The sequence below is a fragment of the Pontibacter saemangeumensis genome (assembly GCF_039541895.1).
GTDB classification, from domain to species: Bacteria; Bacteroidota; Bacteroidia; order Cytophagales; family Hymenobacteraceae; genus Pontibacter; species Pontibacter saemangeumensis.
In genome coordinates this window covers 327390-339769 of sequence record NZ_BAABHC010000014.1, presented here as the reverse complement: position 1 = coordinate 339769, position 12380 = coordinate 327390, and the positions used below count along the sequence as shown (strand labels likewise).

The 12380-nt window shown below is 54.7% G+C and carries 11 protein-coding genes; all 11 read left to right on the top strand.

Features of this window, described 5'->3' with window-relative positions; translation table 11 throughout:
* Positions 1 to 36: 36 nt before the first annotated feature.
* Entirely contained in the window at positions 37 to 981 is a 945-nt protein-coding gene (locus tag ABD920_RS12100; RefSeq protein ID WP_345159319.1) for a polyprenyl-phosphate transporter, read from the top strand.
* A gap of 5 nt (positions 982 to 986) precedes the next feature.
* Positions 987 to 1721: a shikimate dehydrogenase family protein gene (locus tag ABD920_RS12095; RefSeq protein WP_345159317.1), complete on the top strand. Its 735-nt coding sequence runs from the start codon at positions 987 to 989 to the stop codon at positions 1719 to 1721.
* Positions 1722 to 1938: 217 nt separating this feature from the next.
* Complete coding sequence (locus ABD920_RS12090) at positions 1939 to 2340, top strand: YkvA family protein (protein WP_345159316.1); 402 nt, start codon at positions 1939 to 1941, stop codon at positions 2338 to 2340.
* Between the two features lie 345 nt (positions 2341 to 2685).
* Positions 2686 to 3264, top strand: a complete 579-nt coding sequence (locus tag ABD920_RS12085; protein ID WP_345159314.1) for an RNA polymerase sigma factor — start codon at positions 2686 to 2688, stop codon at positions 3262 to 3264.
* Positions 3248 to 4978 (top strand): outer membrane beta-barrel protein, encoded by a 1731-nt coding sequence (locus tag ABD920_RS12080; protein WP_345159313.1) that lies wholly within the window; start codon positions 3248 to 3250, stop codon positions 4976 to 4978. Before ABD920_RS12085 ends, ABD920_RS12080 begins: the two co-directional genes overlap by 17 nt.
* Before the next feature lie 323 nt (positions 4979 to 5301).
* On the top strand, positions 5302 to 5688 hold the full coding sequence (locus ABD920_RS12075) for a hypothetical protein (protein WP_345159311.1): 387 nt from the start codon (positions 5302 to 5304) through the stop codon (positions 5686 to 5688).
* A gap of 522 nt (positions 5689 to 6210) precedes the next feature.
* The gene (locus tag ABD920_RS12070) at positions 6211 to 7575 is read left to right on the top strand and encodes a DUF4270 family protein (protein WP_345159309.1); all 1365 of its coding nucleotides are present in this window, start codon (positions 6211 to 6213) and stop codon (positions 7573 to 7575) included.
* Between the two features lie 12 nt (positions 7576 to 7587).
* Complete coding sequence (locus tag ABD920_RS12065) at positions 7588 to 8619, top strand: Kelch repeat-containing protein (protein ID WP_345159307.1); 1032 nt, start codon at positions 7588 to 7590, stop codon at positions 8617 to 8619.
* 173 nt (positions 8620 to 8792) lie between these two features.
* Positions 8793 to 10820 (top strand): excinuclease ABC subunit UvrB, encoded by a 2028-nt coding sequence (gene uvrB / locus ABD920_RS12060; RefSeq protein WP_345159305.1) that lies wholly within the window; start codon positions 8793 to 8795, stop codon positions 10818 to 10820.
* 228 nt (positions 10821 to 11048) lie between these two features.
* The gene (locus ABD920_RS12055) at positions 11049 to 11582 is read left to right on the top strand and encodes a GNAT family N-acetyltransferase (protein WP_345159304.1); all 534 of its coding nucleotides are present in this window, start codon (positions 11049 to 11051) and stop codon (positions 11580 to 11582) included.
* A 194-nt stretch (positions 11583 to 11776) separates the two neighbouring features.
* Positions 11777 to 12310 carry a hypothetical protein gene (locus ABD920_RS12050; RefSeq protein ID WP_345159302.1) on the top strand — a complete coding sequence of 178 codons (534 nt, stop codon included), beginning with the start codon at positions 11777 to 11779 and terminating at the stop codon, positions 12308 to 12310.
* Positions 12311 to 12380 lie beyond the last annotated feature (70 nt).

The following is a 12380-nucleotide window of genomic DNA, read 5'->3' as shown; positions in this document are numbered from 1 at the left end:
GCTTTTAGCCGCCATTCGTTTGCCGTTATCATCTGTATGCAAAGACGATCATTAAAAGAATACCTCTTGCTTTTCTCGAAGGGAGTGGGAATGGGCGCCGCCGATGTGGTGCCCGGCGTGTCGGGCGGGACAATTGCCTTTATCACAGGTATATATGAGGAGCTGCTGAGCTCTATCCGCTCCGTAAACGGCGAAGCCATCAGGCTGCTCCTGCGCTTCCGGTTAATTGACTTCTGGCGGCACATCAACGGCAGTTTCCTGGTCGTGCTGCTGTCAGGGATCATGTTCTCCATTATTTCGCTCTCGCGCGTTATCCTGTTCCTGCTCGAGAACTACCCGGAGTTGCTCTGGTCCTTTTTCTTCGGGTTGATCGTTGCCTCGGCCGTGGTGGTGGGCAAAAAAATACCGCGCTGGACAGTCGGCGTCGTGCTGTTCGGGCTGATTGGCGCGGCCATTGCCTACTATGTGACCGTGGCCACCCCCACGCAGACACCGGAGGCCTACTGGTTTATTTTCCTTTCCGGCGCCATCGCCATCTGCGCCATGATTTTGCCGGGTATCTCCGGCAGTTTCCTGCTGGTGCTGCTGGCCAAGTATGAGTTTATCCTGGGGGCGGTGAAAGAGCTGCGCATCAGCATTGTGGCCGTGTTCGGACTGGGCTGCCTGGTGGGCATCCTGGCTTTCTCGCACGTGCTGAACTGGGCGCTCAAAAATTATCACAACGCCACCGTGGCCCTGCTCACCGGCTTTATGGTCGGCTCGCTGAACAAGGTGTGGCCCTGGAAGCAAACCCTGGAGACCTACACCGACCGGCATGGCGAAGTGAAGCCGCTGGTGCAGGAAAACGTGCTGCCGGGCACCTACGAAACCCTCACCGGGCACGAGTCTTACCTGTTCTACGGCATTTTGCTGGCGATCTTCGGCTTCCTGCTCGTGTATCTCATCGACCACTTTACTGACGACGATTCCCCTAAAGTATAAACAGCATGCGCAAATTCGGACTTATCGGCAAAAAGCTCGGCCACTCGTTCTCCAAAAAGTATTTCACGGAAAAGTTTGAGCGCGAGGGGATCCAGGACGCCAGTTACGAACTATATGAACTGCCGGATGCGCGGGAACTGACGGCGCTGCTGCAACGGGAGCCGGAACTGGCGGGATTGAACGTGACGGTGCCGTACAAGCAGGACGTGCTGCCCCTGCTGGATGAACTGGACACAGCTGCCGCAAAAATCGGCGCCGTGAACACCATCCGGATAAGCGAAGGGAGAACGAAAGGCTTTAACACGGACTACATCGGGTTTAAGGAGTCTCTTGAGGCGTTTTATCCTCGGCAGGAGCGGGGGCAGGCACTGGTATTGGGCACAGGCGGGGCCGCTAAGGCAGTGTGGGCGGCGCTGAATGCCTTAAACATACCCTACAGGGCTGTGTCGCGCACCCCTGGTTCCAATGAACTAAGCTACGAGCAACTGACACCGGCGCTGCTGCAGGGCTATAACCTGGTTGTCAACACCACCCCCATCGGGATGCACCCGCACACGGCGGCGGCACCGCCGTTGCCTTACGGGGCGCTCTCCGCAGCGCACTACCTCTACGACCTGGTCTATAACCCGGAGGAGACGCAGTTCCTGAAAAACGGGGCGGCGGCGGGCGCCAAAACCTGCAACGGCCTGGGCATGCTGTACCGGCAGGCTGACGCCGCCTGGGAAATCTGGAACAGTTGACAGAGGCGTTATCTCGGTGCGGATACCGCTCCCATCTCACGTTTATATATAATTCACGTTTATATATAGCTTCAGGCCATAGCCGGGAAAGCAATATATAGCGTTCTTTCACGTTATTGCTTCTTGCCTGTGCGTGAGAATCATACCACAAAATTGATATAGTACAAGTAGTGTTGGGTTCGTCTTCGTTAAAAGTACAAAACAAAGCAGGCAAACCATGACACAGCTACACGCCCTGAAGCAGAAGACACACTCCATCAACACAGAGATATACGCCCTGTACCTTGCTTACCGCGACGGGCGCGTGGCCTGGTACGTGCGCGTGCTGCTGGCGCTTACCATTGGCTACGCCATCAGTCCGGTGGACCTTGTGCCGGATATGACGGCGGTATTCGGCTATATAGATGATGTGGTGATGGCGGCGGCGGGCCTGCGCATCTCCTACAAACTGCTGCTGAAGGCCGTACGGCAGGAGGCGAGGCTGCAGGCGTACGAGGAGATGGGTGCTTCCACCAGGGCATCAGCCGTCGCCGTGAAAGTGGTGGGCTATGCCTGGCTGTTGCTGGCTACCTTGCTGCTGGTGTTCGGCTATAAACTGCTGCACCTGCATATGCTCTAACAGGCAACCCTATTTAGCATTCTACATTGCAACCCTATATAAACAGCGAAGCTTCCCGAACCGGAGGCTTCGCTGCTTATATAGGGTTTCGCATAAAAGACCTGCAGTATATGGCTCGTGCACTGCCCCTCCATCAGGCAGCAATCCTAAATTTTCAGGGATTTAGGCTGCTCCGGCAACAGCTACAAATGCCTGAATCCTGTATATTTACCTGCCAAATGCCGATGCTTATTTGTACATCCATGCATTGGCAGGGAGTGGTATAAAATTATTTTCGCGCGCTTGCAACCAATTGGCTCAGGCTGGCATCATGTGAATGTGTAGGGCAAACTAAACAGGCAGTTTTTGAAGCTTTTTACAAAACCAAAGTCAGATGAGGACAAACTCATAGAGGGGTGCATCGCGGGCAAACGCGACATGCAGCAGCTCCTGTATGACCAGTACTCAAAGAAGATGATGGCGGTTTGCCTGCGGTATGCCCCTACCACGTTCGAGGCCGAAGACATGATGCAGGAGGCGTTCGTGAAAGTGTTCACCCATATCGGGAAGTTTAAGCGGGACTGCCCGCTCGAGTACTGGATACGCAAAATCATGGTGAACACCGCCCTGAAACACCTGCGCAGCAAGCAACTGCTCACGGTGTCGCACGAGGCCGATGAGGTAAACAACCTTGCCTCCGACAACTTCAGCCTGACAGGCTACTCTCTCGACGAACTGCTCAGCATGGTGCAGAGCCTGGCCCCCCGCTACCGGATGGTGTTTAACCTGTATGCCATCGAAGGCTACAACCATAAGGAGATCGGGGAGATGCTGGACATTTCGGAGGGAACGTCTAAGTCACAGTATTCACGTGCGAGGGCCATCCTGCAGAACATGATCGCCCGCCAGGAAAATAACTACAAGGAAAATGTCATCAGCAGCTAACGATAAGCGCGGCAAACTCGAAGACGAGTTCAGGAACCGCATGTACGATGCTGAGGCGTCTCCGTCTCAGCAGCTCTGGAGCCGTATAGACCACAGCCTGACGGTGCAGGAAAACGGCGAGTATAAGAAGCGCGCGGTGTTCTATCGCCAGCTGGCCGCCGCCTGCATCGCGCTGCTTTTAGTGGCGGGCGGTGTCGGTGCCTATTATTTCGGCAGCGCCCCTGCTTCGCGGCAGCCCTTGGCCACTGTGTCTCCTGCCCCTTCTGCCAGCACTACGCCAACTGAACAAAGCACCGCAACCAATCAAGCAGGAGCCACTAAACAGGCAAAACCTACTATCGCCGGTACAAAGGCCAATCAAACCAGGCAACAGGCAACGATACCAGATACGATAACAGCGCCTCAGGGAGCTTCTGTCGGCAATCAGCCTGTCGGGCCTGCCGCCATCGCAGTTGTCCCTGCCGCCGCTCTACGCGATAAGATTAGTACAAACGCCGCAAGCAAAGATATAGAAATAACGACCTCTGAGGCATCTGGCAGCAAGCCAGCCGCCGAGAACTCGCTGGCCCTGACAACACCGCAAGCAGCAAGCCCTGCTACCGGGGCTGCAGAAACACGGCTTTCCCTTTATAAACCGATTCGGAACACCATGGCTGCGCTGGGCGCAACCGGGGAAAAGCCTGCCTTCAACACCATGGCGCCCCGCTCGTCGCTTGCTGCCCCTGCGACTACCGAAAGCATTACTGACAATTTCGTGAAGCAGAACAAGCAGGTCATGGCGCGTGCAAAGCAGCAGGAGGAAGCCCGCAAGGCGCTGGCTGTAGCCGGCAACGAAGCCGTCGCTGCCGGCAGCAAGAAGTCAGCGAAAGAGAGTAGCGCGGAAAGAAGCCGCTGGTCGCTGGGCATGGCCTACGCGCCGAGCTACTTCGACCAGAACATCGGCATCCCGAACCAGATGATGGGCGCTTCCAGCAGGCAAAGCTTTATGCCGGGGGGGCCTTCTGCCACAGCCCTGTCGTCTTTATATATGGACCAGGCCCGCGAGGAATACGACGAGAACACTGACCCCGGTTTCTCCTATGGTGTGGAGGTGAAAACGAGTTTCAGGCTGGGCAAGAAAATTAAACTGCTGACAGGGCTGGGGTTCCTGCAAAACACGTCGCGCTCGAAATCAAGCTATGTGATCCAGCAGTTCTGGGGCAATGCGTACGCAGACGCCTACGACTCCAACGGGCCGACTTCGATCTTCCTGCCTTCTATCAGCACAAACTTCGCAACCGACTCGCTGGCGGTGGCCAAAACCCCGGAGTACAAGGTAAACCACCGCTACCGCTATCTTACCGTGCCGGTGGGCCTGCAGTACGAGGGCAATATGGGCAAAGACTGGTTCTGGTATGGCGGTGCAGGGGTTGCGGCCAACATCCTGCTGCAGACAACCATCCTTACCTCTGCATCGGAGGTGACGGACGTCGAGTATGATGTGAATGAGAACTCGCCTTTTCGCAAGCTGCAGTGGTCGGGCAACGTGTCGGCTGGGGTCGGCAAGCGACTGGCCAACCATCTGTCCGTGACGCTGGGGCCCGAGGTCAGGAGCTATTTCACGACGCTGCTGGCAGAGCCGGAGAACACGCAGGCACCGCAAGGCAAGCCCTACACCATCGGCGTGAACATGGCCGTGAACTACGAACTGGGCGCAGGCAAAAAAGCCCGGTAAATTTAAACCGCCTTGCAACCCTTCGGCCAGGGGGCGGGTCATCTAACCGAGCGTACATCAGAACCTAAACCTGCCGCCGCCATGAACACCTTACGCAATACTCTATATGTGCTGCTCGTGGTGCTGCGGCAGAACCTGTACGGGTGGTATGCGCTCCTGCTGCTGCTCGTGTTTGCCCTGCTGGCCTAAGTCGGCAGCAGCAACTTTACCCGGAATATTTTTCCCGCTCAAAATAAAGCTATGAAAAAACTGTCTTTCAGGAGGTGGTGCCCGAAGGGGTACCCTTCCCGGAGGCAGCAAAAAAGCAACCTGATCAGAATAGAATGAGAAGCTTCCTCTATATCGTGCTTGTTTACCTGTGCCTGTCGCTGCTGGTGGTGAGCTGCTCGGAGAGCAACGACCCCGCGCCGGCCTGTATGCAGGCCGAGGTAGTGGGGCCGGATGCCTGTCAGCCCGGCTGGTATGTTCTGAAGCTGCAGGACGATGCCAAAGTCACCGGTAACCAAAGCAACAGCTATATCGGGCAGCTGCACGGTGGCTATGTCACCACCAGCACGTTGCCCGGGGAGTACCGGCAGGCGGGGCGCCGCCTGAGCGTGTCGCTGGAAGTGGACGATGAGCCCACGCAGATCTGCACAGCCGTGAACGTGATATATCCCACCGTGCGGGTTGTGCGCGTGTGCGCAGCCGATGATACAGGCGGGATTTAGAGATTAGACCTGCAGTTTATGTTTAGTGATTTTGTTTGTTGATTAAGAATGGTTGATTTAGCAGAAGGCCTGTCAATATTTGGCAGGCTTTTCTGCTTAAAGTGCCCTGGTGCTCAGGGGCCATATAAAACGCCATGGGAATTAAGCCAGCGGGACAGGCGGCAGGCAAAAGCTTTGGCAAATTAGTCCTTCGTAAACTGCCTGTCAGCACCTCTATAAACCGCTGCACACTCCATAACCAAAGCGCTGCGGCAGGCGGGTGCAGGTGTACAATAATTGATGAAGAAAGAAGTTTACTATAGGACATTATCTTTCTGATAGCGAAAATATAGTGTTATATTTGCGGCTGATAAAAAATAGGCTTTTCATACTGCTTAGCAGAGGTTTTAGAATGCTTCTCATCTATATGCCACAGCGGTGAGCGGTGGCGCAGGTTAAGCGCCAAATCAGGTCCGCCGCATGAATCCTGTAATCAAACCCAAGGGAGAAACTGTATCAACAGTACGAAACAATATGCAATTTTTGAAAATTAAGACGCTTCTGCTAAATAAAGTTACGCTGTTCCTTTGCTGCTGCGTGGCACTTGCCTCCTGCGAAGACCCTAACGAACTGGGGCTGGGGCTTGTGGATGATAACATCGCCGGAAAGTACACTGACACCCTGACCGTGAACGTATCTACGGTGTTGCTCGACTCCGTCGCCACATCAGGCTCCGGCAACCTGCTGGCGGGGCAGTACACAAATCCGTACAGCGGCACGGCTTTGGCCAGCACGTTCTTCCAGGTTGGCCTGGGCAGCGCCGCCTGGACCGTGGCCGAGGACGCCGCTTTCGACTCCTTGGAGCTGATCCTGTCTTACTCCGGATACAGCTACGGCGACACCACCCAGGCGACAACATTTGAGGTGCACAGGCTCACCAGCGCCATGACGCCCCGCACGCTGTCCCCGTATTTCTTCAACGAGGAGCCGTACTCTTACCTGTACGCCGAGAATTCCCTCTACAACACGAGCAATACCGCCACATCCGCAGACTCGCTGAGTTCCTTCACCATCACGCCGCGGCCATTGAGCAAAGACACTTTTGCCATCGCGCTTTCTGATGAGTTGGGGCAGGAGTGGCTGAGCCTGAAGAAGGCAGGCGACACCCGGCTGACAGACGCTACCAGTTTTCTGAACTACTTCCAGGGCCTGAAGATCTCCAGCACCGCCGGAAGCGCAGTGGTGGGTTTCCCGGTAGCATCCGCCAAAGTAAGGCTTCACTATTCGGAGACAGTAGGCGGCACCAAGACCGCCAGAACAAGAGATTTTGCGACAGTTAACCCAAGCCTGCAGTACAACCAGTTCCTGACGAACCTCGAGGGTTCAGCACTGGAGGGGCTTGTGCGTGGAGGCGAGCCCGTGCCAGCCGATCAGACGGGGAACGTAAGCGTGATGCAGGGCGGCACCGGCCTGATGATCAAAATAGAGATTCCGTACCTGGCCAGCCTGAAAGGGCAGGTGCCGCCGGACCTCATCAACAGGGCGGTGTTAGTGGTAGAGCCGTTGAGCAATACCGCGCAGTACCCTTTCCCGGTGCCTCCGACGCTGGCCCTGTACAACACCAACAGCTCGAACGCGCCCCTTGCCCCGGTTATGTTTGACAGCCAAAACGCGCTGACAGCGGATTATGCGGAGCCTAACCAGCAGAACCCCAGCGGCCGGTATGACTTTAACCTGACCCCCTACATTGTGGAGCTGCTTCGGGACGAGAACCCGGGTAACCTGACGTTGCTCCTCGGCACCCCGTCCACAACCTATCGGCAGCAGGTAGGCAGGCTGGTAGTCGGCGGATCAGAAAACCAGCAGCAGAGCATCAAATTGAAAGTTTACTACACTACCATTAAATAAGGATTGCGGGCTATGAGAAAAATCTATATAAGCATGCGCCTGTTAACGAGCCTGTGTTTGCTGTTGACCATGTGCGTGTTTACAGCGTGTGACAGCGATAACGATGTTGATTTATTCAGTAACTGGACAGAAAAGTCTGATTTTGCGGGTGAGGCACGTACCGGTGCCGTTTCCTTTACCATCAACGGGAAAGCATATGTCGGTACGGGCTCTGACGGCGAGAACCGCCTGACCGACTTCTGGCAGTACAACGCCGAAGGGGACACCTGGACCAGGCTGGCCGACTTCCCGGGCGCGGCCCGAAGCGGGGCTGTGGGCTTTGCCGCAAACGGCAAAGGCTATATTGGCACCGGCTACGACGGCACCCAGAACCTGAAAGACTTCTGGGAATATGACCCGGCTACAGACACCTGGACGCAGCTGGCAGACTTCCCGGGCACGGCACGCTACGGGGCCGTGGCGCTGGCGCTGGAGGACAAAGGCTATATAGGGGCAGGCTTCGATGGGGCTTACCTGAAAGACTTCTGGCAGTATGACCCTGCTACGGGCGCGTGGGCTGCCAAAGCAGAACTGTCCGGTGCCAGACGCGTGAACGGCTATGCCTTTGTGATGAACGGGAAAGGCTATATTGGCGGCGGCCGCAACAATGGCATCCTGGAGGCTGACATTATGGAGTACAGCCCCGCCACGGACTCGTGGAAAAACTTCAGGAACCTGACAACAATTGCCCGCGATGGCGATATAGACGAAGATTTCCCTTCTCCGCGGGCGTATGCCTCTGCTTTTGTGCTGAACAACAAAGCCTACATCGTGGGAGGGTCCTTGACGGCGACTCCGTCTAACAGTGCCGCATTAAGCGATGTATGGGAGTTTGACCCTGCCACTGATACCTGGAACCTGGTCGATAGCTTTAACCAGGCTGCCAACAGGGAGAGCGGTGTCAGTTTTGTTATCGGCAACTTCGGGTACGTCGGCCTGGGCCGTAGCGGCGCAGTGCGGAAAGATGATTTGTGGCAATTTGACATTAGCAGGAGCGACGACTAAGCATTTTTAGTGTAGATACATAAACAGTAAAGCCTGCCCTTCCTGAGCAGGCTTTGCTGTTTTAAAGACAGGGTTTTCTGCTTTCGTAATCAGCTGTGAATAGTACAAAAGCGTAAACTTACTGCCCGCTTTTCGTGTTATAGTTTATCTTTACTTATCCGCAAAATCAACGAATGGATTTTCAGCTAACATCAGAATTCAAACCGACCGGCGACCAGCCAAAAGCGATACAACAACTTACCGAAGGCATCAACAACGGGGAGCCGGCGCAGGTGCTGCTGGGAGCCACCGGTACGGGCAAGACCTTCACCATGGCCAACGTGATCCAGAACGTGGGCAAGCCGACACTGGTGCTGTGCCACAACAAGACGCTGGCGGCGCAGCTATATGGGGAGTTCAAGCAGTTCTTCCCCAACAACGCCGTGGAGTATTTCATCTCATACTACGACTATTACCAGCCCGAGGCATATATAGCCTCTTCGGATGTGTTCATCGAGAAGGACCTGGCCATTAACGAGGAAATCGAGAAGCTGCGGCTGCACACCACCTCGGCGCTGCTCTCGGGCCGCCGCGACATCGTGGTGGTGGCGTCGGTGTCGTGCATATATGGTATCGGAAACCCGGAGGAGTTCGGGAAGAATATCCTGTACCTGGCACCGGGGCAGCGTTACAGCCGCAACAACCTCTTGTATACCTTTGTGCAGATCCTGTACAGCCGCACCGAGGCGGAGTTTACACGTGGAACATTCCGGGTGAAAGGCGACACGGTGGACATCTTCCCGGCCTACGCAGACTTTGCCTACCGCCTTTACTTCTTCGGAGACGAGTTGGAGCAGATCCACCGCATCGACCCGGCCTCCGGCAAAAAGCTGTCGGACGAGAAGGCGATCTCGCTGTACCCGGCCAACCTTTTCGTGACCGGGAAAGATACCCTGCAGCAGGCGATCAGCGAGATACAGTTCGACCTGGTGGCGCAGCACGAGTATTTCCTGAAGGAGGACCGGCCGGCAGAGGCCAAGCGCATCAAAGAGCGCACCGAGTTTGACCTGGAGATGATCCGCGAGTTGGGCTATTGCTCCGGCATCGAGAACTACTCCCGCTACTTCGACCGCCGCTCCCCCGGCACACGGCCGTTCTGCCTCCTGGACTATTTCCCGGACGACTATATGATGGTGATTGATGAGAGCCACGCCACGCTGCCGCAGGTGCGTGCCATGTGGGGCGGCGACCGCTCGCGCAAGGTGGCCCTGGTAGAATATGGCTTCCGTTTGCCCGCCGCCATGGACAACCGCCCCCTCACGTTTAACGAGTTCGAAAGCATGATGCGCCAGGTGGTATATGTAAGCGCCACCCCCGGCGATTATGAGATACAGAAATCGGAAGGCGTGGTGGTGGAGCAGATTATCCGCCCGACCGGTCTCCTGGACCCTGAGATTGAGGTACGGCCCAGCACCAACCAGGTAGATGACCTGCTGGAGGAGATAGACGAACGCGTGAAGGAAGGGGCAAGGGTGCTGGTGACCACGCTTACCAAGCGCATGGCCGAGGAACTCACCAAATACCTCGACCGCCTCCACATCAAAGCCAAGTACCTGCACTCGGAGGTGAAGACGCTGGACCGGGTGGAGATTCTGCGGGAGTTGCGGCTGGGTGTGATTGACGTACTGGTGGGCGTGAACCTGCTGCGCGAGGGCCTTGACCTGCCGGAGGTAAGCCTGGTGGCGATACTGGACGCTGACAAAGAAGGCTTCCTGCGCGACCAGCGCTCGCTGATTCAGACGATGGGCCGCGCCGCCCGAAACGAGAAAGGAAAAGTGATTATGTACGCCGACCGTATGACCGGTTCGATGCAGCGCGCTATCGACGAGACCACCCGCCGCCGCGCCACGCAGCTTGCCTACAATGTGGAACACGGCATTACGCCGCGCACCATCCTGAAATCGAATGAGGAGGTTTTTGAGCAGACCGCTGTAGCCGACGCCAGGAAGAAAGAAGTGAAGATGTACGCCGGTGCAGGAGAAGTGTCGTTAGCTGCCGAGCCCGTTATACAGCTGATGAAGCGCGATGAGCTGGAAAAGCTTATCAAATCAACAGAGAAGCAGATGGAGACCGCCGCCAAAGACCTGGACTTTTTGCAGGCGGCTAAGTACCGCGATGAGATTGCGGAACTGCGGAACCTGCTGAAGACGAAGCGGGAGTAACAGCAAAGCAAAGATGAACAAAGGCACCTGAGGTATATACCTGCAGGTGCCTTTGCTTTTTTAGGACTCGCGGTGTCCGCAGGTCCCGAGAGCGTCTGGTAGTCGTTCTAAGGATGCCTGCAGGGACTGCGCACGCTGCCAGGCCGGGAAGCTGGTGCGGGTTATATATAGCGCTATTGCGAAGGCGAGGCAGGAAGTGCCTATATTCGCGAAAAAAGCCATCACCTTATGACTTCTCCTGCTTCCGATACATTTTCTTTTCGTGCCGGCATTCCTGCCGATGCCGCCCTGCTCGCCGATTTGGGCTGGCGCACGTTCGAGGAGGCCTTTGGCGCTGCAAACAGTCCGGAGGATATGGCGGCATTCAGGCCCACTATGTACAGCGTGGAGCTTCAGGCCGCTGAACTAACCGATCCAGACACAACATTTATGATAGCGGAGGCGGCAGGAGAGGCCGTGGCCTATATAAAACTGAGAAGCGCGCCTGCGCCCGAGGCCATACAGGCAAAACGACCACTCCAGATCGACCGCTTCTATATAGCGCAGCAATGGACGGGGCAGGGTTTAGGCGACAGACTAATGCAGCTCTGCCTCCAGAAAGCGCAGCAACAGGAGCACGATGTGGTGTGGCTCACGGTGTGGGAGCACAACGAGCGGGCAAAGCGGTTTTACCAGAAGTACGGGTTCAGAGAGGTAGGGGAACTGGAATTTATATTAGGCCGGGACGTGCAGCGCGATTTATATATGCAGCGGGAGGTCTAAGCTATATAGCGCTTCGTGCCGCTGATAAATATAAATCGTAGCGAAATTATTGTGCCGGATAATCAGGGAAAGGTGAGCGGTTGGTTACTCGGATTTTATATATTGAGAATAATATATAAAATTCATAAATCTACTTCATATATAGGGCAGATAGGAGGAGTAGTTCCTGCTGTCCAGTTGTTAGACGCAACTAAATGAAATATATAAAACAGTTCTTTAGGGACTTTATAGCTTTACCTAAGCACCTTTTTTTTAGAAAGTACTTTCTTCTTCCGGTAAATGTTCTATTTGTTTGGATAACTATAGGAAATATTCTTGAAATGAATTATGGAGTAGATGATTTAAAAAAGATTACTGGGAAGGTTGAATATAACGAGGTAGTTACGACAAGGATTATCAATAAGCCTTTGTATAAGGGAAGAGAACAGGAGCTACGATTAAAGCTTCACAATTACCCTGAATACTATAGGCTTACTGATAATTTCTTTATTGGTGAAGTAGCCGGAAAGTTGATGATTGGAGACTCTGTAACTGTCTACTACAGAAGTTGGTTTCAAACCCTTTTAGGGTTTGGAAGGCAAACTGATATATATCAGGTAGAGTACCATGAGAAAACATTATTTGAGCTGAGTGACAGGCAACGAAATGCTAAAGGATTAGCATTAATAGGGGCAATGGCAACACTCTTATTCTTTCCTATTTATTTACACTATAAAAGAAATGAATAGTATTGTCTAACACTACCTATAGTGCATAAATGCACCATAGCAAAGACGTTGCCCACCATATATTACCACC

Bases quoted from the DNA above. Each gene is read 5' to 3' on its own strand.
- ABD920_RS12100 (WP_345159319.1), top strand. From the start codon at position 37: ATGCAAAGACGATCATTAAAAGAATACCTCTTGCTTTTCTCGAAGGGA.
- ABD920_RS12095 (WP_345159317.1), top strand. From the start codon at position 987: ATGCGCAAATTCGGACTTATCGGCAAAAAGCTCGGCCACTCGTTCTCC.
- ABD920_RS12090 (WP_345159316.1), top strand. From the start codon at position 1,939: ATGACACAGCTACACGCCCTGAAGCAGAAGACACACTCCATCAACACA.
- ABD920_RS12080 (WP_345159313.1), top strand. From the start codon at position 3,248: ATGTCATCAGCAGCTAACGATAAGCGCGGCAAACTCGAAGACGAGTTC.
- ABD920_RS12075 (WP_345159311.1), top strand. From the start codon at position 5,302: ATGAGAAGCTTCCTCTATATCGTGCTTGTTTACCTGTGCCTGTCGCTG.
- ABD920_RS12065 (WP_345159307.1), top strand. From the start codon at position 7,588: ATGAGAAAAATCTATATAAGCATGCGCCTGTTAACGAGCCTGTGTTTG.
- uvrB (WP_345159305.1), top strand. From the start codon at position 8,793: ATGGATTTTCAGCTAACATCAGAATTCAAACCGACCGGCGACCAGCCA.
- ABD920_RS12055 (WP_345159304.1), top strand. From the start codon at position 11,049: ATGACTTCTCCTGCTTCCGATACATTTTCTTTTCGTGCCGGCATTCCT.
- ABD920_RS12050 (WP_345159302.1), top strand. From the start codon at position 11,777: ATGAAATATATAAAACAGTTCTTTAGGGACTTTATAGCTTTACCTAAG.